Genomic DNA, 23,084 nt, shown 5'->3' with positions numbered 1-23,084 from the left:
CGCCACGGAACCGCAATCATCCCACGATTACATACCGTTCGCCAGAATGTGAAATAGAGGTCTCAGATAGTGAGACTCCTATCGGGCCGTGATCGACTTGACCTGCCATTTCCCGTCGGTGTTGGTGGTGACGATCTCCTGCTTGTAGACGATCGCCGAACCGTCGGGATGCCACTCGCGCAGTTCCACGTCGTAGCGGCCGGTGGCGGTCTCACGCATCTTCACGCAGTGCTTGGAACCGGCGGGGATGAGCTCGTCGATCGCCTTCTGGATGGTCTCCGCCGTGGAGATGTTCTCCGCGTCCGGCGCCACGTAGTCGCGCACCTTCCCGCCGGACCGGTCGACGTAGAAGGCGTACTGGAAGCCCAGGATGGCCTTCGCGCCCGACGAGGTGTCGCCGGGGCCGTTGCCGACGGTGACGGCCGCCTCGGAAACCGCTTTGCACTCGGTGGGCGAGGCGATCGACGGGATCGGGGCGGCGGTCACGCCGGGATCGCTGCCGCCACCGCGCTTGACCAGGGCGATCGTCAGGATCAGGGCGACGACGAGCAGCACCGCGGCCGCCGCGCCGCCGATGATCCAGCGCAGGCGACGCTTGTCGGTGTCCTGCTTCTCACTGACCGGCGTCACCGGGGTTTTCGGGGCGAGGCGACGGGCGATCGGGTCGTCGGCCCAGGACAGTCCGGGCTCCGACGGCGGCTTCGGGACCGCGCCGCCCTCGTCGGGGCTGTTCCACCAGGCCTTGTCGTCGGACCTGGGCTCCTCGGCGATCGGCGCGCGCACCGTCTCCGGCGCCGGCACCCGCACGGTCTCGGGCGCGGGGGTGTCGGCGGGCGCCTGGGCGCGGGGTGTCGGCCGCTCGCGCCGGATCACCTCGGTGCGCTCCCGGCCCGAGTCGACCGGCACCGAGTCACCGAACGGCGAACCCTCCCGGCGCGGCAGCTCGCCGGTGAAGCGGACCGTCTGGTCCTCCGACGGCGCGCTCATGCGCGGATCGGGGGCGCCGAACGGCGAGGAAGACTGCGGCGGGGTGGCCACGGCGTCACCGAAGACGGAGGTGGGCGCGGCGGGCTGGACCGGCGGGCGCGGGGGCATGGTCGGCGGACCGGGCGGCGGCGGGACCGGCGGCTGCCCGGCGATCGGCGCGCCGAACGGGCCGGGCGCGGACGACGGCGCGGCGGCGGGGCGCCAGCCCATCTCCGGATGACCGCCGGGCGGCGCGGGCGGCGGCGCCGCAGCGAGCGGGCCACCGAAACCGGTGGCCGCGTCGTCCACAGGCGGCCCGAAATCGCCTACGGGAGGACCGAATCCGGCGGCGGGTTGCTTGTCGCCGCGCTCGTTGTCGTCACCGTCGGTGCCCAAATCCAATCCTTTCCCCAGGACACACGTGTGGGGCGGTCGCCATCCGACCGCCCCACACGACGTACTGCGTGTCAGTACTGGAGCGAGCCACCCCACTGGGTGGTGACACCTGCGACGTTCACCGTCTGAAGCAGCTCCCCCGGCACCGGAAGTGTAGCCTTCGCGGCCGCTTCCATCGCGGCGGCGCCACCCGGCTGCGCCTTGATCCAGTTCTCGACCGCCGCCTTGGCCAGGTTGGCCTGGGTGGTGTCGAGGACGGTCACGGTGGTGTTGTCGGCCCGGCCGTCGCCACCGTTGTAGGTGGTGACCTTCACCGAGTTCTCGCCGACGTACTCGACCGAGACGCCCGCGTCACCGAAACCGGTCGGCGTGCGGTAGCCGACGGTGCCGACGTAGCCGGAGGCGTTGTTGTAGTGGTGGGTGTTGACCACACCGGGCAGCACGCCGCCGCCGTCGATGGAGACACCGACCTCCTGGTGCGGGCCCTCCATCTCGACGACCGGCGCGGCCGGAGCGTCGGTGAAGTGCGGCGCCGTCCAGGTGGGCGTCTGCACGAGCTGGTCGGAGCCCTCGCCCTCGGTGGCCGTGCCCTGATCGGACGGCACGCTCGGCTGGGTCTGCGACGGCTGCGCGGGCTGACCCTGCGACTGCTGACCGGGCGTGGTACCCGGCTGACCCGGGGTGGTGCCCTGCTGGCCGGGAGTGGTCTCCTGCTGCGGGGTGGTGCCAGCGCGCTCCGGCTGGACGGCCGGCTGCGCCTGGCTGCCCTGGCCGGTCTGACCCGGCACCGGCAGCGGCGCGACACGCGGGCTGGTGACACCCGGCTGGCTCGGGGTCGGGGTGGCAGGCGTGGCCTGACCCGGCTGACCCGGCGCGGGGCTGGTGACGCCCGGCTGGGCCGGCGTCGGCTTGGTCTGTCCGGGCTTGTTCTCGCCCGGCTTCACGTTCTCCGGCGTCTCCGGCTGCGTCTGCTCGGGGCCGCCGGTCTCCGGCGCCTCCTCCGAGGGCTGCTGGGTGCCCGGCTGCGCAGGCGCCGGTGTCGCGGGAGTGGTCGGCTGGTCGCTGGGGACCGCGCCGGCCGGAGCCGCGAGAATGGTTGCCACGGCGGCCGCAGCGGCCAGGGGCAACGACGTGCTGGCCATCGCTCGCTGCGCCCGACTCGGCTTACGATGCTTCACTTTTCGCTAATCCCTTTCCCGGAGGGAGTCCCCCACAGCTCCACCGCGCGACCACAATCTGATCGCGCCTCGGCCGTGAGTCAACCACATGAGCGCGGGACAGGCAACGCAGCAGTAAGTTTCACACCGCCGCCGCTCCGCCTGCGGAAACGCCCTCCGGGATCACCATCGGGAATCCATGACCACCGTTGTCGAACAAGACAATTCGAAACCTCGCCGATCAGTGATCCGACTCACATTTTTCGGCGCGGCGCTCAGTCCAGGTCGTCGTGGCGCATCAGCAAACGCCCGGCTTCGGTGACCGAACCGGTGAGCGACGGATACACCGAGAACGTCTGCGCGAGATCGGTGACGGTCAGGTTGTTCTGCACCGCCAGCGCGATCGGCAGGATCAGCTCCGAGGCGATCGGCGCGACGACCACGCCGCCGATCACCACGCCGGTCGCCGGACGGCAGAAGATCTTGACGAAACCGCGCCGCAGCCCCGACATCTTCGCGCGCGGATTGGTGTTCAGCGGCAGCATCACCGTGCGCGCGGGCACCTCGCCGTTGTCGATGGCGGTCTGGCTGACCCCGACGGTCGCGATCTCCGGACGGGTGAACACCGCCGAGGCCACCGTCTTCAGGCGGATCGGGCTCACGCCCTCGCCCAGCGCGTGATACATCGCGATGCGGCCCTGCATGGCGGCCACCGAGGCCAGCGGGAGCAGGCCGGTGCAGTCGCCCGCGGCGTAGACGCCGGGCACCGAGGTGCGCGAAACCCGGTCGACGCGAAGGTATCCACCGCGATCGAGTTCGATGCCGACCCGGTCGAGGCCGAGGCTGTCGGTGTTCGGCGTCGAGCCGACGGTCATCAGCGCGTGCGAACCCGTCACGGTACGGCCGTCGGACAGCTTCACCACGATGCCGTCGGCGGTGCGTTCCACCGCGTCGGCGCGGGCGTGCTTGACCAGCTCGACGCCGCGCTCGGCCAGCGCTTCCTCGAGCACCAGCGCCGCGTCGGCGTCCTCGCCGGGCAGCACGCGGTCGCGGCTGGAGACCAGCTTCACCCGCACACCCATCTCGGTGTACGCGGAGACGAACTCGGCGCCGGTGACACCGGACCCGACCACCACCAGCGTCTCGGGCAGTTCCTGCAGGTCGTAGAGCTGGCGCCAGTTCAGGATGCGCTCGCCGTCCGGCTCGGCGCCGGGCAGCACGCGCGGGCTGGCGCCGGTGGCGATGAGCACGACCTCGGCCTCGAACTCCTCGGTGCTGCCATCGGCCAGCGTCGCCTTGACCCGATGCGCCAAACCGGTCGCGGGACCGACCAATTCGCCCCGGCCCGCCAGCAGCTGCACCCCGGCGGCCTGCAACTTGGCGCGGATGTCGGCGGACTGGGCCAGCGCGAGCGCCTTGACGCGGCCGTTCACCTCGGGCAGGTGCACCTGCGCCTGGCTGGCGTCGAGGGTGATGCCCAGATCGCGGGCGCGGCGCAGATCAGTGCGCAGACCGGTGGAGGCGATGAAGGTCTTGGACGGAACGCAGTCCCAGAGCACGCACGCGCCGCCGATGCCGTCGGCGTCGACCAGGGTCACCGAGGCCCCGTGCTGGGCGGCCACCAGGGCTGCCTCATATCCCGCCGGTCCGCCACCGATGATCGCAATCCGTGCCACAGCCACGCTCCCTGTATTCGCCTGATCGGCCGCGTCCCTTGTGGGGACCCGGCCGTACTGTCGCTCCATCATTTCAGGTGCGTTGTGACGGTCCGGGGTCGGATCGGTGAACAAGTTCGGCGTGTCGAGACCCGCCACAACTGTGACCGTCAGCCGATCTGGGTGGGAGACAGGAATTCCGCTGCTGTTATTGGCTACAGTTCGTCAGGTGCCGATCTATGCCGCTTACGGGTCCAACATGGACTCGACGCAGATGCTGGAACGCTGCCCGCATTCGCCCATGTCGGGGACCGGGTGGCTGGAAGGTTGGCGCCTGACCTTCGCCGGTGACGACATCGGCTGGGAAGGGCCGTTGGCCACCGTCGTCGAAGATCCGGGCTCCCGGGTGTTCGTCGTCCTCTACGACGTCTCCCCCGAGGACGAGGAACGCCTCGACCGCTGGGAAGGCTCGGACTTCGGTATCCACAAGAAGATCAGGATCCGGGTCACCGGCACCCAGGGCGAGTCGCGGCTGGCGTGGCTCTACGTCCTCGACGCCTACGAGGGCGGGCTGCCCTCGGCGCGGTACATCGGCGTCATCGCCGACGCGGCCGAAAAGGCAGGCGCCCCCGAGGATTACGTCCATGCCCTGCGCACCCGCAACAGCAAGAACGTAGGCCCCGGCGCTTAGGCTCGTCCGCCTCTCCGCGCATTTCGGCCGGACTCGCCAGCCGCTGACGTTGTGTCGGCGGCCGGCGGTCAGGGGTGGGTCGGGTCAGTCCGTACCCGGTGAGTTACCCATGTGCTTCTGTGCTGCTCATGCCTGAAGGATGATGTTCGTCAGGGTGCGGACGCCTACGGCCAGGGCGCGTTCGTCGATGTCGAAGGTGGGCTGGTGCAGGTCGAGCTGGTCGCCGGTGCCGGACCAGACGCCCAGGCGGGCCATCGCGCCGGGGACCTCCTCCAGGTACCAGGAGAAGTCCTCGCCGCCGCCGGACTGCGGGGTGTCGGCCAGGGCGTCGGGGCCCATGGCCAGGACCGCGTTCTCGAACATCAGGGCCGAGGTCGCGTCGTTGACCACCGGCGGGACGCCGCGCTTGTAGTTGAGCTGGTAGCGCACCCCGGTCGGGGCCAGCAGGCCGTCGACGATCTCGCGGACCAGCGGCTCCAGCAGCAGCCAGGTGGCGTGGTCGCCGGTGCGGACGGTGCCGGTGAGCATGCCGGTCTGCGGGATCGCGTTCGGCGCCTTGCCCGCGCTGACCGCGCCCCACACCATCACGGTGCTGGTGCGCGGATCGACGCGGCGGCTCAGCAGACCGGGCAGGCCGGTGATGACCGTGCCGATCGCGTAGACCAGGTCGCTGGTCAGGTGCGGGCGCGAGGTGTGCCCGCCCGGTGAGTCGAGCACCAGCTCGACGGTGTCGGCGGCCGAGGTGATCGCCCCGGTCCGCAGCCCGACCTTGCCGACCTCCAGCCGGGGATCGCAGTGCAGCGCGAAGATCCGGTCGACACCCCGCATCGCCCCCGCGGCAACGGCGTCGAGCGCACCGCCCGGCATCACTTCCTCGGCGGGCTGGAACACCAGCCGCACCCCGACCGGCAGCGTGTGCTCGGCCTCGGCCAGCGCGAGCGCGGTGCCGAGCAGCACCGTGGTGTGCGCGTCGTGCCCGCAGGCGTGCGACACGCCGGGCACGGTCGAGGCGAAGCTCAGGCCGGTGAACTCCTGCATCGGCAGCGCGTCCATGTCGGCGCGCAGGGCGATCCGCTGGGTGTCGGTCGGCCCGAGATCACAGGTCAGGCCGGTGCCGCCGGGCAGCACTTCCCAGCTCAGCCCGGCCTTGGTCAGCCACCCCGAGACGAACTCGGTGGTGGCGAACTCCGCGCGCGACAATTCGGGGTTGGCGTGGATGTGCCGCCGCCATTGCACGAGGTCGGCGGTGTGCTCGGCCAGCCACGCGTCGACGATCTCCGCTCCTGGCATATCGGTTCGTTCGGTGTCCGGCATGGTCGGACAGACCGCGTTCTCACGCATCATCGAGTGGGCTCCCACGCCCATCGATAGCGCGTCGGCGCCTGCGCGCGCGGTGCCCGAATAGCCGGAAATGCTCACCGAATGTCCTCCTGTCGTTCGACCAGCCGTTGCAACAACCTGTCCCTGTGTACTTCATCGCGCGCTATCGCGACAGCGGTACGCGCCAGTGCGCGGGCACCGTCGAGTACCGCACGATCGGCCGAGGCGTTCACCGCGGCGGCGGCGAAGTCCGGCTGATGGGTCACCGCGCCACCGGCGTCGATGCCGATCACCGGGTGGATACCGGGGATCACGTTGGTGACGTTGCCCATGTCGGTGCTCCCGAGCGGACGCAGCACCTCGAGCTCGGGCGCGATCGGCACCCTGCCCAATCCGGTGATCTGCGCGCGGTAGACAGCCGAAAGAACCGGATCGGGGGTGAGCTCGGTATAGGTGGGCGCGAGCGTCCGTATGTCGTGAGTGCAGCCGGTTGCCAGGGCGCCCGCCTCGAAACACGCCTTCGCTCGTCGCATCAGGTCGTCGAGTGACGCGGAATCGGCCGCGCGGAGGTAGTACAGCAACTCCGCCCGTCCGGGCACGATGTTGGGGGCTACGCCACCGTCAGCGACTATACCGTGCAGTTGCTGGCCAGGGCGTAGATGCTGGCGCAGCAAGCCGACGGCAACCTGGGTCAGGGTCACCGCGTCGCCGGCGTTGCGGCCGAGTTCCGGCGCGGCGCTCGCGTGCGCCTCGCGGCCGTGGAAGACGATCGACAGGTCGGCCAGGGCCAGCGAGCGGGCGCCGACGATGTCGGCGGGGCCGGGGTGGACCATCATCGCCATCGCGATGTCGTCGAAGGCGCCCGCCTCGAGCATGAGCACCTTGCCGCCGCCGCTCTCCTCGGCGGGCGTGCCGAGCACGACGACGGTCAGGCCGAGCTCGTCGGCGACCTCGGCCAGCCCGATCGCGGCGCCGACCGCCGACGCGGCGATGATGTTGTGCCCGCACGCGTGCCCGATCTCGGGCAGGGCGTCGTATTCGGCGCAGATACCGACCGTGAGCGGCCCGCTGCCGTAGACGGCGCGAAACGCGGTCGGCAGGCCCGCGACGCCGGTGGTGACGAGAAAACCACGCTCGGCCAGCGAAGCGAGGATCTTGGCGACGCTGCGCGTCTCGGCGAAGGCGAGCTCGGGTTCGGCGTGGATCGCGTGCGAGAGCCCGATCAGTTCATCCGCCGCCGCGGTGATCGCGGCATCGGATGCGGTGGCCGAGAGTTCGCCGGTGCGCGAGGGTGCCATACCCCCAGTCTCGCATCAGGGGGTGTCAGCGGCGCACCGGCGAGCGGCTCAGTTCCCGAACGGGAGGTTCTCGGCGGTGACCGGGGTGGCCAGCGCGGCGAGGGTCTCGGCGTGCAGCGCGGTCTTGATGACGGGGGTGATCGGCTTGCGCAGGCTGGTCAACGCGGCGGCGCGCTCGAGCGCGGCGGGCAGCACCTGCTCGGCGTCGGCCTTCGCGTCGACAATGCCGGCGGCGATCGCCTCGTCGGCGGCGAAACGATGACCGGTCGTCATCGCCTGCACGCACACCTGGTTGCTCAACCGGCCCTTGAGCAGGCCGTTCATGCCGACCGTGAACGGCATGCCCAGGTGCACCTCGGGCAGCGACCAGAAGCCGCGGTCGCCACGCATCACCCGGAAGTCGTGCGAGGAGGCCAGCATCGCGCCCGCGCCGAACGCGTGGCCGTTGATCGCGGCGACGGTGGGCATCGGGAAGGTCAGCAGCCGGGTGTACAGGGTGTGCACGCGGTCGAGGTAGCCGTGGATCTTGTCCATGTTGCCGAACAGCCAGTCGGTGTCGAGTCCGTTGCTGTAGTACTTGCCGGTCGCGACCGTGACCAGCGCGGCAGCGCCCTCGGACGCCTCGACCTCGTCGAGGGCGGCGTGGAAGGCATCGATCCAGCCCGGCGAGAAACGGTTCTCGTTGTCGGTCTCCCCCTCGTTTCCGAGGTACAGGACGAACACATCACCGGAGCGCTCCAAATACGGCATGACGGGAAGGATAAACCGCAGCTCGGCAGCTACCTACTTGCGGGTAGCCCCCCGCCCGCCCAGCGGCCCTCCGGTGCCCCGAACACACGGCGCCCGCGCCGCATAGACTCACCTCATGCTTGCCGAACAGGCCGCTCAGGCGATCGCCGAACGTACGGGAGTGCCGCGTCATCGCGTGGCCGTGGTGCTGGGATCGGGGTGGCAGGAGGCCGCCGCCGAGATCGGCGCGCCGCAGGCCTCGATCCCCATGCCCGAGTTACCCGGCTTCGGGAAACCCAGCGCGCAGGGCCACGGCGGCATGGTGCATTCGGTCACCGTCGACGACACCGACGTGCTGCTGCTGATGGGCCGTCAGCACCTGTACGAGGGCTACACACCGCAGCAGGTGGTCCACCCGGTGACGGCGGCGATCGCGGCGGGCGCCGAGATCGTGCTGCTCACCAATGCCGCGGGCGGGATCAGGCCCGGCCTGCAGGTCGGCGAGCCGGTGCTCATCGCCGATCACCTCAACCTCACCGCGCGCACGCCGCTGGAAGGCGCCCGCTTCGTCGACCTGGTCGACGCCTGGGACCCCGAACTGCGCGCACTGGCCAGGGAGATCGACCCCAGCCTGACCGAGGGCGTCTACGCCGGGCTCACCGGACCGCAGTACGAGACCCCCGCCGAGATCCGCATGCTGGCCACGATCGGCGCCGACCTGGTCGGCATGTCGACGGTGCTCGAGGCGATCGAGGCGCGCTCGCGCGGCGCGCGGGTGCTCGGCATCTCGCTGGTCACCAACCTGGCGGCCGGGGTCACCGGCCAGCATCTGTCGCACGCGGAGGTGCTCGCCGAGGGGCAGGCGGCCGCGCCCCGACTCGGCAAGCTGCTGCGCGGGATCCTGGAGCGCGTGTAGATGCTGCGCTTCGGGACCGCGGGCCTGCGTGGACCGCTGCGCGACGGCCCCGACGGCATGAACGTGACCACCGTGTCGCGGGCGAGCGCCGGTGTCGCGGCCTGGCTGCGTGAGCGGTGCCTGGGTGGCGGCGCGGTCGTCGTCGGGCGCGATGCCAGGCACGGCTCGGCCGAGTTCGCCACCGCCACCGCCGAGATCTTCACCGCGGCGGGCTTTCCGGTGACGCTGCTGCCCGATCCGGTGCCGACGCCGGTGGTGGCGTTCGCGGTCCGGCAGCTCGGCGCGGTAGCCGGGGTGCAGATCACCGCGTCGCACAATCCGCCGGCCGACAACGGCTACAAGGTGTACCTCGACGGCGGATCCCAGCTGATCGCGCCCGCCGACACCGAGATCGAACGGTGCATCGACGCCGTCGTGGAACCTGTTGCGCGGGAGCCTGTTTCTTCGTCCGGTGCCGAACTGGTCGAACGCTATCTCGCGCGGGTCGCCGAGCTGCCCGAGGTGCTCGGCGGCGCGGGTGAGCGGGCTCCGGTGCGGATCGCGCTGACCGCGCTGCACGGCGTCGGCGGGGAGCTCGCGGTGCGGGCACTGGCGGCGGCCGGGTTCACCGATGTGCACGTCGTCGACGAGCAATTCGCCCCCGACCCCGACTTCCCCACCGTCGCCTTCCCGAATCCCGAGGAGCCCGGCGCGGCCGACCTGCTGCTGGCCCTGGCCGAGCGGGTCGACGCCGACCTGGCGATCGCGCTGGACCCCGATGCCGATCGCTGCGCCCTCGGCGTGCGCGGCCCGCGGGGCTGGCACATGCTGCGCGGCGACGAGACCGGTGTCCTGCTGGCCGATTACGTGCTGCGCACCGCCACCGCCGACCCTCTCGTCGCGACCACCATCGTCTCCTCGCGCCTGCTGTCGAAGCTGGCCCCGGCCCGTTCGGCCCGCTACGCCGAGACCCTCACCGGCTTCAAATGGCTGGCCAGGGCGGGCGAGGGACTCGTCTACGCCTACGAGGAGGCGATCGGCCACTGCGTCGACCCGGCCACCGTCCGCGACAAGGACGGCATCTCCGCCGCCGTCTCGGCCGCCGACCTGGTCGCCCTGCTGAAGGCCCGGCACCGTACCCTCCAGGACGAACTCGACTCCTACGCCGTCGAATTCGGCCTGCACGCGGGCGGCCAGGTCTCCCTGCGCCTGCCGGATCAGGCCGCGGCGGGCGCGCTCGCCGCCGGCCTGCGCGCGGACCCGCCCAGCGAGATCGCCGGAACACCGGTGAAATTCACCGACCAGTCCCAGGTCCGCGGCCGGATGCGCACCGATGCCCTGATCTTCGACGCCGACGACTTCCGCATCGTCGTCCGGCCGTCGGGCACCGAACCCAAACTCAAGTGCTACCTGGAGGTCTTCGCCCCGGTCCCGGACGCCGCCGGCCTCCCGCGGGCTAGGGCGTCCGCCGCCGACCGTCTCGCCGAGCTGGCGGCGTACTGCCGCTCGCTCGATACGACGACCGGGTAACCGCATCGGTCACCGGGTGGCGCGCACCGCCGGACCGTCGAACGCTCCCCGATCCGCTGCGGGCAGCTCGGCCACCGGCAACGGCTCGGTCGCGCGATGGCCACGCTCGATCGAGCAGTGCCGGAACGGCCCCGACGACGAGAGCAGCACGCGGACATGGGGATCCATGTGGTCGAGCAACCACACGCTCATCCCGAACCCGCCGCCCCGGCGCAGGTCCTCCCAGGCTTGCCACAGGGCATCGAGCCGGACCACGGCGCCGGTATGTCGCCACCATTCGGGGCACCAGTGCACCTGCTCACCCGGCCGGTATCCCACGGTGTCGCCGGCCAGCTTGACGAAATACCCGGACACCCACTCCATCACGTTGGCGTACACCGGATCGACCGGTTCGTCCACACTCCCCATAGAGGCAGGATGACACAGATCGCCCGGTCGGCGACGGGATTTCAGCGGGGGCCGAACTGGCGGTCACCCGCGTCGCCGAGGCCGGGGACGATGTAGGCGTTCTCGTTGAGCTTCTCGTCGACGGCGGCGGTGACCAGGCGGACCGGCAGACCGGAGTCGGCCAGGGCCGCAATGCCTTCGGGAGCGGAGACGACGCAGACGGCGGTGATGTCGGTGGCGCCGCGGGCGACGAGCAGTTCGAGGGTGTGGCGCATCGAGCCGCCGGTGGCGAGCATCGGGTCGAGGACGAAGACGGGCAGGCCGGTGAGGTCGGCGGGCAGCGATTCCAGATAGGGCACCGGCTGGTGGGTCTCCTCGTCGCGGGCGATGCCGACGAAACCGACCCGGGCCTGTGGCACGAGATCGGCGGCGGCGTAGACCATGCCGAGGCCGGCGCGCAGCACCGGAACCAGCAGCGGCGGCGCGGCCAGCCGGACACCCTCGGTGACCGCCACCGGCGTGTCGATCGGCGCACGCACGACGGGCGCGTCGCGCAGCGCCTCGTACATCAGAATGCCGGTGAGGTCGCGCAATGCCGTGCGGAAAGCGGCGTTGTCGGTACGGGCGTCCCGCATGGTGCTCAGCAGGGTCGCGGCCAGCGGGTGGTCGACGGTGTCGGTGCGCATGAAAAAACGATAGGGTCACCAGGCGCTCCGGGTACGGCTGCTGGGGAAATTTTCGCGGTCGAGGGAACCGAATGCGGCCTCGGTGCGTCCAAGCAATGGAGTGACGTACTCTGCCCGGGAACTCGAGGATGGGGGAAGTTCGATGACGAAGATGTCGGCCGATGCGGAGGGCATCGTCGCCTACAGCGCGACCGCTGGGGTCATGTCCACCGACCTGGCGACGGCGGTCGCCGGATCGGTAGCCTCCGCGCCCGGCTTGCTCGGCCCGATCATGGGTCTGATCGGCGGCGATTTCGTCGCCGCGTACTCGGCGGCGCACGCCGGTCACGTAGCCGCGATCGGCCAGCTCTCCGCGGTCATGGCGAGCATGAGCGCGGCCACCGCGAGCGCGGCCACCACGCTGGTCGACACCGACGCCGACTTCGCGGGCGGGCTCGGCTCGGCGGGCGAGATCGGCACCGACGCATGATCGACCTCAGCGGACTGGCCCAGCCCCTGCTCGATCTGCTGTCCAGCTTCGGCACCGGCGTGCTCGGCACCGACGGCACCTCCGACGGCCTGCGCTCCACCTCGACCAATCTCGACCAGATCTACGAGCTCGGCCGCAACAGCATCAACAACGTGAACACCGCCTGGGACGGCATGGCGGTCGACGCGGCCACCTCCAAGGCCCTGCGCGTGCAGACCTCCTCGGCCACCCTGTCCGACACCGGCAACGAGATGGCGACGGTCGTCGACCAAGCCGCGGCCTACGTGGAGACCGGGCAGAAGGATCTCGACACCATCGTCAACTCCTTCCTCGCCGACGTGTCGGCGCTGAGCCCCACCCTGGCCACGCCCGTCGGCCTGGCCGCGGTGGTCAGCTCGGCGATCGACCACATCGGTCAGGGTCTCGGCGTCGTCAGCCGGGTCGAGGAGGAGCTGGGCACGCAGACCGCGGCGATCCAGGAGCTCACCCCGGCACCGTCGAGCACCTCGCTGGCGAGCACGTCCTCGGGCATCTCCAGCCTGGCGTCCTCGGCGTCGAGCCTGCTGTCGGGCACCGGCGGCTCGGTGCTGAGCGCCGTCACCTCGGGTCTGTCGAGCGCGCTGAGCAGCACCTCGAGCAGCTCGAAGTCGACCACCACCGGCACGACGAACAACGGCAGCAAGACCTCGACCGGGTCCTCGTCGGGATCGTCGACCGGGTCGACCGGCACCGGCGTCAAGATCACCCTGCCCGACGGCAGCACCGTCGAGGCGCCCAACGAAGAGGCCGCGACGGCGGTGCGCTCGGCGATCAGCGCCGTCGGCACCCCGTACGTGTGGGGCGGCAACAGCCCGGGCTCCGGCATCGACTGCAGCGGCCTGACCCAGTACGCCTACGGCGAGGCGGGGGTCGACCTGCCCCGGCTCGCCCAGGAACAGCACATCGGACATCCTCAGGTGTCCCCCGGTGACCTGATGCCGGGCGATCTGGCCGTCTGGGACGGCCATGTCGCCATGGTCGTCGGCAACGGGCAGCTCGTCGAGGCAGGCGATCCCGTCTCGATCAGTTCCATCCGAACGGAGAACAGTGGCATGGAGTTCTACGGCTTCTACAGGCCTACCGCATGACCGGCACGCCGATCCCCGAGGTTCCCAATGTGGAGTCCGCGGTCAGCACCAACCGGTCCGGCACCATCTCGGTCCGCGCGACCAGCATGGGCCTGCCGATCGCCATCAAGTTCGAACGCAGCGAGTACCAGTACGGTGCCCAGGCGCTCGCCGATGAGATCCTCCGCCTGACCAGGCGTTCGACCATCGCCGCCGCGGCCCGCCTGCGCGAGATCTACAGCGAGCAGGCCGAGATCCCGGACCACCTGCTGGACCGGATGAACCTGCCCACCCGGCGCCAGGCGGTCGACGAGCTCGATCGCATCGACGACGCCGACACCGGTCAGACGAGTTGGATGAGGCCACTGTGAGCGCGGAAATGGATGCCCTGGTCGCCGGGGTGACCGGAAAGCTGGAGGCGCTGGAGGCAGCGCTGTACGGGTTGAAGCAGGTCAACGGGCGATTCACCACCGAAGACGGGCTCGTCACCGCCGAGGTCAACAGCGACGGCGCCCTGGTCGCGCTGTCCCTGGACGAGGGGATCACCGCACTGGCCCCCACCGAGGCCGCGCAGCTCATCCTGACGGCCTGCAAACAGGCGACCGAGACCGCGGGCGCGGCACGTTCCAACATCATTGCGACACTGAACGAATCGCTCACCGGGTCCGCCCCGCAGGGGTCGGAGCAATTAGCACCCGGGCCGGATAGTGCCCGGCGCTGAAGGTCGATAGGCTTCGCGTCATGGCTTCTGGAGACATCGTCCCGATCGAGCTCGGTCTGACCGATGGCGATCTCGTCACCCTGTGGGCACCGCGCTGGCGCGACGGTGACGACGAGTGGGAGGCGTTCCTCGGTCACGAGGACGACCTCTACGGATTCGAGTCCGTGGCGGAGCTGGCGGCGTTCATCCGCACCAACTCCGACAACGACCTCGTCGACCACCCGTCCTGGGCGATCATCGCCGGTCTCTCGGCCGCCGAGCTGGAGCCGGAGGAGAACTTCAGCTTCGATCTGGTCGCCGTGCCCGAGCTGGCCGCGGGCGACCCGGACGTCGATGTCGTCGGCGAGCTCGAGGACACCCTGGCGATGGTGCGCAACATCGGCGAGGTGTGCGAGCTCGACGTGGTGACCAAGTTCTTCGGGTCCAACCCGGTGCTCGGCGCGCTGGCCAGCGGGGCGAACACCTTCGTCGGCCGCGACGGCGAGGAGCTGTGGGACCAGGTCGGCGCGGCCATCGTCAAGGGCTGGGACGACGTGCTCGACGCGATCGACAGTGTCGTCAGCACGCCCGAGGTCGACGCGGCCGCGGTCGCCGTCGCCGAGGCCGAACTGCTGGCGGCCGAGGAGAACGAGGTCGACGCCGACGACGCCGCCGAGGAGGACGAGGAGTTCGAGAACGTCGACCTCGACGCCGAGGACGACGACGAAGAGGACGAGGACGACTCCTTCTGGCACGAGGTCGGCATCGACCCGGTCAAGATCGTCACCTCCGAGGGCGAGCACTTCACCCTCCGCTGCTACCTCGACGACGAGCCGATCTTCCTCGGCGACGGCCGCACCATCACGGTGTTCGGTTCCGAGCGCGCGCTGGCCCGCTACCTGGCCGACGATCACGAGCACGAGCTGGCCCGGGTCTCCACCTTCGCCGAGGTGCAGACCGCGGCGGTGGACGGTTCGCTCGAGGTCGAGGTGACCGACGAGAACGTCTACGTGCTCACCGGCCTGGTCGACGATCTGGCCGAGGGCCCGGAGGCCGTCGACATCGAGCAGCTCGACCTGGCCGTCGAACTGTTCAGCGACGCCGCCGACTACGCCGACGACGACAGCGTGGAACAGGCGCTGGCGCAGTCGAATCCGCTCGGCTGGTACGTCTCCTACCTGCTGAACCCGGACCCCAACCGGATGGCGCCGAACCCGCCGTTCGCCGCGGAGGCCCAGCAGTTCCGCGACCTGCAGCGCGCGTTCGAAGCGCGGCTCACGCAGGAGTAACGAGCTCGACGGAACAGGGCGGTGCCGAGACGGCACCGCCCTGTTCGCGTTTCAGCCGATGAGCACGGCGTAGCCCGGCTTGATCACCTCGTCGATGATCTTCAGCCGGTCCGGGAACGGGATGAACGCCGACTTCATCGCGTTGATGGTGAAGCGTTCCAGGTCGCTCCAGCCGTAGCCGAAGGTCTCCACCAGCTTGAGCATCTCCGCGCTCATGGTGGTGTCGCTCATCAGCCGGTTGTCGGTGTTGACGGTGACCCGGAAGCGCAGCCGGGCGAGCAGGTCGAACGGGTGCTTGTCCAGCGAGGGCACCGCGCCGGTCTGCACGTTCGACGACGGACACAGCTCCAACGGGACGCGCATGTCGCGCACGTAGTTGGCGACCAGGCCGAGCTGGGCGTCCTCGATATTGCCGGGCACGGTGATGTCGTCGGTGATCCGCACGCCGTGGCCGAGTCGATCGCAGCCGCAGAACGCCAGCGCCTCGTGGATCGACGGCAACCCGAACGCCTCACCCGCGTGAATCGTGAAGTGCGCGTGATTGGCTCGCAGGTATTCGAAGGCGTCGAGGTGGCGGGTGGGCGGGAAGCCGGCCTCGGCGCCCGCGATGTCGAAGCCGCCGACGCCGCGATCCCGGAAGCGGACCGTGAGCTCGGCGATCTCCCGGGACCTGGCCGCGTGCCGCATCGCGGTGAGCAGGCAGGTCACCCGGATGAGGTCGCCCCGCTCGGCCGCGATCGCCTCGCCCTCGCGGAAGCCGGCGATGGTGTGCTCGACGACCTCGTCGAGGGTCAGGCCCTTCTCCAGGTGCTGTTCGGGCGCGAACCGCACCTCGGCGTAGACCACGCCGTCGGCGGCGAGGTCGATCGCGCACTCACGGGCGACCCGCCGCAGGCCCTCTGGCGTCTGCATCACGGCGACGGTGTGGGCGAAGGTCTCCAGGTAGCGCTCCAGCGATCCGCTGTCGGCGGCATCGCGGAACCACGCCCCGAGACTCTCGGCATCATGGGCGGGTAATTCGTCATAGCCGCAGTCGGCGGCGAGCTCTAGCACCGTCTCGGGCCGCAGACCACCGTCGAGGTGATCGTGCAGCAAGGCCTTCGGTGCGCGTCGGATCGAAGCAAGGTCTAGGGGCGCCGGTCCAGTCATGTATCGACGGTAGCGGGGCGCGCGGCTTCCGGCAGCGAACTCGCCCCGTGGCAACCGTCTCGTTGATTATCCGCCCTGCGACGGACTATTGCGGGTCACCCGCGTGGACCTCGGCCGGGCGGTTCCGGCCCGACACGACGGCTCGACCGGTCGGCTCGGGAACCGGCGCCTTCGCCCGAATCCGGCCCTCCGCGCCCGGCGTTCTCAGCCGATCCGGTCGATGACCAGGTCCCCCGGCTTCGTCTCGGCGGTCGGCGCGACGGCCACCGCATCGACGAGGGCGGCCAGCGCGCCGTCGAAGGCTTCCGGGGTATCGGTGTGCAGGGTGAGCAGCGGCTGGCCTGCGATCACGGCGTCGCCGGGTTTGGCGTGCATCTCGATCCCGGCGCCCGCCTGGACCTGCTCGCCCTGCCGGGCGCGACCGGCGCCGAGGCGCCAGGCGGCGATGCCGACGCCCATCGCGTCGAGCCTGGTCAGTACCCCGGTGGACTCGGCCCGGACGACCTCGGTGTGCCGGGCGACCGGCAGCGGCGCGTCGGGGTCGCCGCCCTGCGCCTGGATCATCGCGCGCCAGTGGTCCATGGCCCGGCCGTCGGCGAGGACATCGGCCGGGTCGACATGCAGTCCAGCCTGCGCGACCATCTCGCGGGCCAGGGTGAGCGTCAGCTCGATCACGTCGGCCGGGCCGCCGCCGGCGAGCACCTCCACCGACTCCGCGACCTCGAGCGCGTTGCCCGCGGTCCGGCCGAGCGGGGTGTCCATCGCGGTGAGCAGGGCGACCGTCCGCACGCCCGCGTCCCGGCCGAGCTCGACCATCGCCGTCGCCAGTTCCCTGGCACCGTCGATGGTCTTGAGGAACGCGCCGGAGCCGACCTTCACGTCCAGCACCAGCGCCGCCGTCCCCTCGGCGATCTTCTTGCTCATGATCGAGCTCGCGATCAGCGGGATCGACTCGACCGTGCCGGTGACATCGCGCAGCGCGTAGAGCCGTTTGTCGGCGGGCGCCAGATCGGCACCCGCCGCGCACACCACCGCGCCGATCGCGGGGTCGGCCAGGATCTCGCGCATCCGCGGCACCGTGACATCGGCGCGCCAGCCCGGGATCGACTCGAGTTTGTCGAGTGTGCCGCCCGTGTGCCCGAGCCCACGGCCCGACAGCTGCGGCACCGCGGCACCGCAGGCCGCCACCAGCGGGGCCAGCGGCAGCGTGATCTTGTCGCCGACCCCGCCGGTCGAATGCTTGTCCACGGTGGGCCGGGGCAGGTCGGTGAAGTCCATCCGGCTGCCCGAGCCGATCATCGCCGCCGTCCAGCGGGCGGTCTCGCGCCGGGTCATCCCCCGCCATACGATCGCCATGGCCAGCGCCGACATCTGCTCGTCGGCGACGATCCCCCGGGTGAAGCCATCCACCACCCAGTCGATCTGCGCGTCGGAGAGCTCACCCCCATCGCGCTTACCAGTAATGACCGATACCGCATCCAGTGCCGTCATGCGCCAAGTCTGGCACCGCGGCGGGACAGGGGCAGCGCGGGAGGGCTACCGGCGCCCGGCCGCCAGATCGTCCGGTCCGAACGCGTACGGCAGGAGCTCGCTCAGCGGCTTGGGCCCCGCGGCGTGGTCGACGAGCAACTCCGCGCCGCCGTGCTCGAACAACAGCTGACGGCAGCGCCCGCACGGCATCAGGATTTCGCCCCGGGAATCGGTCACCGAGACGGCCACAAGACGGCCGCCACCCGAGGCGAATAAGTTACCGACGAGTACACATTCGGCACACAGCGTTAGCCCATATGAGACATTTTCCACATTGCAACCGCTCACAATTCGGCCGTCCGCCGTGAGAGCCGTCGCACCGACCGGGAAACCCGAGTACGGGGCATACGCCGACCCCATAGCGTGAATTGCCATGTCATGCAAGGTATTCCAGTCGATTTCGGGCATCGCGAACCTCCAGCCGATCCCGCCGAACGCGTCGACAAACGGGCCTTCGCACCAGTATCCGGCAAGGAGAAAGGTAAACCTAACTCGGCCGATTCGCACGCAACGCACGGCACGCCGAATTAGTTCCGCGAAACAGAGAGGATTAGAGTCAGCCGAAGATCGGTTCAGGTTCCCGGCGGCGGGCCAGCGCTCGCGAACACAGCGCAGCCACCTGGGCATTTGCCTCTCCACGCACGCCGGCGTCGGATCTGTGACCGGGTCCATCAACGACGTTGGAGGCACCGCACTCTATGACCACGATAGAAGCTCCGGCTCCGGCCCAGCCGAAGCGGAAGACGCTGTACCGCGGCGACCCTGGCATGTGGTCGTGGGCGCTGCACCGGATCACCGGTGTCACGATCTTCTTCTTCCTCTTCGTGCACGTGCTGGACACGGCACTGGTCCGGGTCAACCCGGTCACCTACGACGAAGCGATCGAGCTGTACAAGAACCCGCTCGTCGCGCTCATGGAGATGGGTCTCGTCGTCTGCGTGCTGTTCCACGCTCTCAACGGCGTCCGCGTCATCCTGGTCGACTTCTGGTCGCAGGGCCCGCGCTTCCAGAAGCAGATGCTGTGGATCGTGCTGACCATCTGGGTTCTGGTCTCCGCCGCCGGCGTCGGCCGCCAGTTCTTCTACCTGCTGACGGAGCACTGATATGTCTGCACCTGTCCTCGGCAAGTCCTACGACCGCCCGGCCAGCCTCGACGCTCCCCGCTCCCCCCGGGCCAAGGCGAACGGCAACTTCGAGAAGTACGCGTGGCTGTTCATGCGCTTCTCCGGCCTGCTGCTCATCGTGCTGGTGCTCGGCCACATGTTCATCATGCTGATGATCGACGGTGGCGTGAACCGGCTGAACTTCGCCTTCGTGGCCGGTCGCTGGTCCAGCCCGTTCTGGCAGTTCTGGGACCTGACCATGCTCTGGCTGGCCCAGCTGCACGGCGGCAACGGTCTGCGGACCGTCATCGATGACTACTCCCGCAAGGACTCCACCCGGTTCTGGCTCAAGACCATTCTCGCGGTCTCGATGATCCTGGTGATGAGCGTCGGCACGTACGTCATCTTCACCTTCGACCCCAACATCACCGGTTAGGAACAGGCCACCTCGCATGAGTGAATCCCGTCCGATTCAGGAGCATCGCTACGACGTCGTCATCGTCGGCGCCGGTGGCGCGGGTATGCGCGCGGCGATCGAGGCCGGTCCCCGGGCTCGCACCGCGGTCCTGACCAAGCTGTACCCGACGCGCAGCCACACCGGCGCGGCCCAGGGCGGCATGTGCGCCGCGCTGGCCAACGTCGAAGAAGACAACTGGGAATGGCACACCTTCGACACCGTCAAGGGTGGTGACTACCTGGTCGACCAGGACGCCGCGGAGATCATGGCCAAGGAGGCCATCGACGCGGTGATGGACCTGGAGAAGATGGGCCTGCCGTTCAACCGCACGCCCGAGGGCAAGATCGACCAGCGGCGTTTCGGTGGCCACACCCGTGACCACGGCAAGGCGCCCGTGCGTCGCGCGTGTTATGCCGCCGACCGCACCGGTCACATGATCCTGCAGACGCTGTACCAGAACTGCGTCAAGCACGACGTCGAGTTCTACAACGAGTTCTACGTGCTCGACCTGGTGATGACCGACACCGAGCGTGGCCCCGTCGCCACCGGCGTCGTCGCCTACGAGCTGGCCACCGGCGAGATCCACGTCTTCCACGCGAAGTCGATCGTGTTCGCCACCGGCGGCTCGGGCCGCATGTACAAGACCACCTCGAATGCGCACACGCTGACCGGTGACGGCATGGCGATCGTGTTCCGCAAGGGCCTGCCGCTCGAGGACATGGAGTTCCACCAGTTCCACCCGACAGGCCTCGCGGGCCTGGGCATCCTCATCTCCGAGGCTGTTCGTGGTGAGGGTGGCATCCTGCGCAACGCCTCCGGTGAGCGCTTCATGGAGCGCTACGCCCCCACCATCAAGGACCTCGCGCCGCGCGACATCGTCGCCCGCTCGATGGTGCTCGAGGTGGCCGAGGGCCGCGGCGCCGGCCCGAACAAGGACTACGTCTACATCGACGTGACCCACCTCGGCGAGGACGTGCTCGAGGAGAAGCTCCCCGACATCACCGAGTTCGCGCGCACCTACCTGGGCGTCGACCCGGTCAAGGAGCTCGTGCCGGTCATGCCGACCTGCCACTACGTGATGGGTGGTATCCCCACCCGCATCCGTGGCGAGGTGCTGCGCAACAACACCGACGTGGTCCCCGGCCTGTACGCCGCCGGTGAGTGCGCCTGCGTCTCCGTGCACGGCGCGAACCGCCTCGGCACCAACTCGCTGCTCGACATCAACGTGTTCGGCAGGCGCGCCGGTATCGCCGCCGCCGAGTACGCCCAGCGCACCGAGTTCGTCGAGATGCCCGAGGACCCGGCCAAGATGGTGCAGGACTGGCTGGCGCTGATCCTGTCCGACCACGGCAACGAGCGCGTGGCCGACATCCGCACCGAGCTGCAGGCCACGATGGATGCCAACGCGGGCGTGTTCCGCACCGAGGAAACCCTCAAGAAGGTCCTCACCGACATCCACACGCTCAAGGAGCGCTACACCCGGATCACGGTGCAGGACAAGGGCAAGCGCTACAACAGCGACCTGCTCGAGGCCGTCGAGCTGGGCTTCCTGCTCGAGCTGGCCGAGGTCACCGTCGTCGGCGCGCTCAACCGCAAGGAATCGCGTGGCGGCCACGCCCGCGAGGACTACCCGGACCGCGACGACGTCAACTTCATGCGGCACACGATGGCCTACAAGGAGGGTCCGGAACTCCTCTCCGAGATCCGCCTCGACTTCAAGCCGGTGGTGCAGACCCGCTACGAGCCGATGGAGCGTAAGTACTGATGACTGCTGTAGCCGAACCCACCACGCAGAAGCCGGCTCCCGTTCCCGAGGGCTCGGTCATGGTCACCGTCAAGGTGGCCCGGTTCAGCACCGAGGACGACAAGGGCGCGCACTGGGATTCGTTCCAGGTGCCGGTCCTGCCGACCGACCGCTTCCTCAACGTGCTGATCTACATCAAGTCCTACCTGGACGGCACCCTCACCTTCCGGCGCTCCTGCGCCCACGGTGTGTGCGGTTCGGACGCGATGCGGATCAACGGCGTGAACCGGCTGGCCTGCAAGGTGCTGATGAAGGACCTGCTGCCCAAGGGCGACAAGACCCTCACCATGACCGTCGAGCCGATCCGCGGCCTGCCCGTGGAGAAGGACCTCGTGGTCGACATGGAGCCGTTCTTCGACGCGTTCCGTGCCGTCAAGCCGTACCTGATCACCTCGGGTAACGAGCCCACCCGCGAGCGCATCCAGAGCCAGCACGACCGTGCCCGGTTCGACGACACCACCAAGTGCATCCTGTGCGCCTGCTGCACCACCTCCTGCCCCGTGTACTGGAGCGACGGCAGCTACTTCGGCCCGGCCGCGATCGTGAACGCGCACCGCTTCATCTTCGACAGCCGTGACGAGGCCGCCCGCGAGCGTCTCGACATCCTCAACGACGTCGAGGGCGTGTGGCGCTGCCGCACCACCTTCAACTGCACCGACGCGTGCCCCCGTGGCATCGAGGTCACCAAGGCCATCCAGGAAGTCAAGCGGGCCCTGCTCTTCACCCGCTGACCCTCCCCCCGGTCCACGAAGGCCGCCTTCATCTTTCGAGATGAAGGCGGCCTTCGTCGTCGGTCAGCCGTTGGAGCCGAACACCGGGTAGTGGTCGCTGTAGTCGGTGTAGGTGTAGGTGGTGCCCGTGGCGGTGACGCTCCAGGAGGGGCTCTTCACGCGACGGGTCTCGTTGACGTAGCGGCCGGGGACGGGGTGGCCGTTGATGGGCAACACGTAGTCGAGGTGCTCGGCGGCGTACTCGGGGCCGTACTGGTCGAGGCAGACCGAGTTGTCGGCGCAGTCCCACGAGTGCGGGTGCCCGGCGTGTTCGGGACCGACGGCGCCGAGTTCGGCGAGCATCGCGGGATATTCGGCGCTGGATTCGATGACGTTCATATCGCCTGCCACATAGACCGGCTCGCCGGCGGGGATGCGCTCGGCGGCGAGGAACGCCGCGATCTGCGCGCGCTGCTCGGCCCGCACCCGACCCGGCTGGCCCGCGCTGCACCCGTCGTCCTCGGACTGCATGTGCGTGCCGATCACGTGGATGGCACCGCCCGGCGCGGCCAGCTTCACGTAGGCGAAGCCCTTGTTGGAGAACCAGTCCGCGCCGCACGCGTCCTTGTACACGAACTGCACCTTGCGGCTGATCGGCCAGCGGCTGACGATGGCGACACCGCCGTCCTCCGGCGTGGTCGCGGAGTACGACCCCTGGGTCGCGTCCCAGCCCGAGCGCGACCGGCCGACCACCGACGTCTGGTTCGGGTGGGTCCGCCGCAGATTGTTCAGCAGCCGGTCACCACCCTCGTTGTGGAACAGCTCCTGGAGCACCACCACGTCCTGATCGGCCAGCACATTCTGCTGCGCGATCAGATCGGCACGCTGCTCCTGCCCCCAGTTGGGGTAGAGGGCCTCCGGCAGCATGAAGACGTTGTAGGAGGCGATCTTCGCCGGTGGGCCCGTGTGTGGCGCGGCGCCGGCGGGAGCGACGGGGAGCAGTGCGGCCGCACCGCACAGGGCGGCGAGTGCCAGTCGTTTGAACATGAGGCATTTT

Annotated in this window: 24 protein-coding genes; 12 read left to right on the top strand and 12 right to left on the bottom strand. The window is 69.6% G+C overall.

Annotated elements, in window-relative coordinates:
* Positions 1-78: 78 nt before the first annotated feature.
* The 3 genes from AB0L91_RS17350 to AB0L91_RS17340 all read right to left on the bottom strand — a co-directional run bounded on the left by AB0L91_RS17350 (position 79) and on the right by AB0L91_RS17340 (position 4,195).
* Positions 79-1,362 (bottom strand): hypothetical protein, encoded by a 1,284-nt coding sequence (locus tag AB0L91_RS17350; protein WP_365010997.1) that lies wholly within the window; start codon positions 1,360-1,362, stop codon positions 79-81.
* Positions 1,363-1,433: 71 nt separating this feature from the next.
* The gene (locus AB0L91_RS17345; RefSeq protein WP_355271647.1) at positions 1,434-2,504 is read right to left on the bottom strand and encodes a hypothetical protein; all 1,071 of its coding nucleotides are present in this window, start codon (positions 2,502-2,504) and stop codon (positions 1,434-1,436) included.
* A gap of 290 nt (positions 2,505-2,794) precedes the next feature.
* Positions 2,795-4,195, bottom strand: coding sequence for an NAD(P)H-quinone dehydrogenase (locus tag AB0L91_RS17340; protein ID WP_355271646.1), 1,401 nt, complete (start codon positions 4,193-4,195; stop codon positions 2,795-2,797).
* A 208-nt stretch (positions 4,196-4,403) separates the two neighbouring features.
* On the opposite strand from AB0L91_RS17340, the gene AB0L91_RS17335 reads away from it, so the two are divergent.
* Positions 4,404-4,865 (top strand): gamma-glutamylcyclotransferase, encoded by a 462-nt coding sequence (locus AB0L91_RS17335; RefSeq protein WP_218717701.1) that lies wholly within the window; start codon positions 4,404-4,406, stop codon positions 4,863-4,865.
* A gap of 126 nt (positions 4,866-4,991) precedes the next feature.
* On the opposite strand, the gene AB0L91_RS17330 is transcribed toward AB0L91_RS17335, so the two are convergent.
* From AB0L91_RS17330 to AB0L91_RS17320, 3 genes are all read right to left on the bottom strand, one after another.
* Positions 4,992-6,155, bottom strand: coding sequence for a M20 family metallopeptidase (locus tag AB0L91_RS17330; RefSeq protein WP_355271743.1), 1,164 nt, complete (start codon positions 6,153-6,155; stop codon positions 4,992-4,994).
* 125 nt (positions 6,156-6,280) lie between these two features.
* Positions 6,281-7,483, bottom strand: coding sequence for a M20 family metallopeptidase (locus tag AB0L91_RS17325; protein WP_355271644.1), 1,203 nt, complete (start codon positions 7,481-7,483; stop codon positions 6,281-6,283).
* A 48-nt stretch (positions 7,484-7,531) separates the two neighbouring features.
* Positions 7,532-8,233, bottom strand: a complete 702-nt coding sequence (locus AB0L91_RS17320; RefSeq protein WP_365010993.1) for an enoyl-CoA hydratase-related protein — start codon at positions 8,231-8,233, stop codon at positions 7,532-7,534.
* Positions 8,234-8,348: 115 nt separating this feature from the next.
* On the opposite strand from AB0L91_RS17320, the gene AB0L91_RS17315 reads away from it, so the two are divergent.
* Both AB0L91_RS17315 and AB0L91_RS17310 read left to right on the top strand, forming a co-directional pair.
* Positions 8,349-9,128: a purine-nucleoside phosphorylase gene (locus tag AB0L91_RS17315; RefSeq protein WP_365010992.1), complete on the top strand. Its 780-nt coding sequence runs from the start codon at positions 8,349-8,351 to the stop codon at positions 9,126-9,128.
* Entirely contained in the window at positions 9,129-10,637 is a 1,509-nt protein-coding gene (locus AB0L91_RS17310; protein ID WP_365010991.1) for a phospho-sugar mutase, read from the top strand. It abuts the gene before it with no gap.
* A 9-nt stretch (positions 10,638-10,646) separates the two neighbouring features.
* Here AB0L91_RS17310 and AB0L91_RS17305 read toward each other — a convergent pair whose 3' ends face one another.
* Together AB0L91_RS17305 and upp are read right to left on the bottom strand one after the other, a co-directional pair.
* A complete protein-coding gene (locus tag AB0L91_RS17305; RefSeq protein WP_365010989.1) occupies positions 10,647-11,045 on the bottom strand; it encodes a DUF4913 domain-containing protein in 399 nt (132 codons plus the stop codon).
* 41 nt (positions 11,046-11,086) lie between these two features.
* Positions 11,087-11,710: a uracil phosphoribosyltransferase gene (gene upp / locus AB0L91_RS17300; protein WP_355271635.1), complete on the bottom strand. Its 624-nt coding sequence runs from the start codon at positions 11,708-11,710 to the stop codon at positions 11,087-11,089.
* A 142-nt stretch (positions 11,711-11,852) separates the two neighbouring features.
* On the opposite strand from upp, the gene AB0L91_RS17295 reads away from it, so the two are divergent.
* Genes AB0L91_RS17295 through AB0L91_RS17275 form a run of 5 tightly spaced genes read left to right on the top strand, consistent with a single transcriptional unit; the run spans position 11,853 to position 15,274 of the window.
* A complete protein-coding gene (locus AB0L91_RS17295; protein WP_355271633.1) occupies positions 11,853-12,179 on the top strand; it encodes a type VII secretion target in 327 nt (108 codons plus the stop codon).
* The gene (locus AB0L91_RS17290; RefSeq protein ID WP_355271631.1) at positions 12,176-13,306 is read left to right on the top strand and encodes a C40 family peptidase; all 1,131 of its coding nucleotides are present in this window, start codon (positions 12,176-12,178) and stop codon (positions 13,304-13,306) included. The genes AB0L91_RS17295 and AB0L91_RS17290 overlap by 4 nt, the downstream gene beginning before the upstream one ends.
* Positions 13,303-13,656 (top strand): hypothetical protein, encoded by a 354-nt coding sequence (locus AB0L91_RS17285; protein WP_218717692.1) that lies wholly within the window; start codon positions 13,303-13,305, stop codon positions 13,654-13,656. The genes AB0L91_RS17290 and AB0L91_RS17285 overlap by 4 nt, the downstream gene beginning before the upstream one ends.
* Positions 13,653-14,006, top strand: coding sequence for a YbaB/EbfC family nucleoid-associated protein (locus AB0L91_RS17280; protein ID WP_357349659.1), 354 nt, complete (start codon positions 13,653-13,655; stop codon positions 14,004-14,006). The genes AB0L91_RS17285 and AB0L91_RS17280 overlap by 4 nt, the downstream gene beginning before the upstream one ends.
* 20 nt (positions 14,007-14,026) lie before the next feature.
* Positions 14,027-15,274: a primosomal protein gene (locus AB0L91_RS17275; protein WP_365010985.1), complete on the top strand. Its 1,248-nt coding sequence runs from the start codon at positions 14,027-14,029 to the stop codon at positions 15,272-15,274.
* A 51-nt stretch (positions 15,275-15,325) separates the two neighbouring features.
* On the opposite strand, the gene AB0L91_RS17270 is transcribed toward AB0L91_RS17275, so the two are convergent.
* The 3 genes from AB0L91_RS17270 to AB0L91_RS17260 form a co-directional block, all read right to left on the bottom strand.
* On the bottom strand, positions 15,326-16,423 hold the full coding sequence (locus AB0L91_RS17270) for an adenosine deaminase (RefSeq protein WP_365010983.1): 1,098 nt from the start codon (positions 16,421-16,423) through the stop codon (positions 15,326-15,328).
* A gap of 204 nt (positions 16,424-16,627) precedes the next feature.
* Positions 16,628-17,914, bottom strand: a complete 1,287-nt coding sequence (locus tag AB0L91_RS17265; RefSeq protein ID WP_365010980.1) for a thymidine phosphorylase — start codon at positions 17,912-17,914, stop codon at positions 16,628-16,630.
* Positions 17,915-17,959: 45 nt separating this feature from the next.
* Positions 17,960-18,361, bottom strand: a complete 402-nt coding sequence (locus tag AB0L91_RS17260; protein WP_365010977.1) for a cytidine deaminase — start codon at positions 18,359-18,361, stop codon at positions 17,960-17,962.
* Positions 18,362-18,651: 290 nt separating this feature from the next.
* Here AB0L91_RS17260 and sdhC point away from each other — a divergent pair, with 290 nt between their 5' ends.
* From sdhC to AB0L91_RS17240, 4 genes are read left to right on the top strand one after another with little or no spacing between them, the layout of a single operon-like run.
* Positions 18,652-19,056, top strand: a complete 405-nt coding sequence (sdhC, locus tag AB0L91_RS17255) for a succinate dehydrogenase, cytochrome b556 subunit (protein WP_355271621.1) — start codon at positions 18,652-18,654, stop codon at positions 19,054-19,056.
* Between the two features lies 1 nt (position 19,057).
* Complete coding sequence (locus AB0L91_RS17250) at positions 19,058-19,492, top strand: succinate dehydrogenase hydrophobic membrane anchor subunit (protein WP_355271620.1); 435 nt, start codon at positions 19,058-19,060, stop codon at positions 19,490-19,492.
* Positions 19,493-19,508: 16 nt separating this feature from the next.
* Entirely contained in the window at positions 19,509-21,278 is a 1,770-nt protein-coding gene (gene sdhA, locus AB0L91_RS17245) for a succinate dehydrogenase flavoprotein subunit (protein ID WP_355271618.1), read from the top strand.
* A complete protein-coding gene (locus tag AB0L91_RS17240; protein ID WP_355271616.1) occupies positions 21,278-22,048 on the top strand; it encodes a succinate dehydrogenase iron-sulfur subunit in 771 nt (256 codons plus the stop codon). Before sdhA ends, AB0L91_RS17240 begins: the two co-directional genes overlap by 1 nt.
* Positions 22,049-22,111: 63 nt before the next feature.
* Here AB0L91_RS17240 and sph read toward each other — a convergent pair whose 3' ends face one another.
* Positions 22,112-23,074, bottom strand: coding sequence for a sphingomyelin phosphodiesterase (gene sph, locus AB0L91_RS17235; protein WP_365010973.1), 963 nt, complete (start codon positions 23,072-23,074; stop codon positions 22,112-22,114).
* Positions 23,075-23,084: the final 10 nt, after the last annotated feature.

Origin of the sequence: Nocardia sp. NPDC051833 (genome assembly GCF_040681225.1) — a bacterium.
GTDB lineage: Bacteria > Actinomycetota > Actinomycetes > Mycobacteriales > Mycobacteriaceae > Nocardia.
The sequence above is the reverse complement of the archived record's forward strand: the minus strand, read 5'-3'. Positions and strand labels throughout refer to the sequence as shown.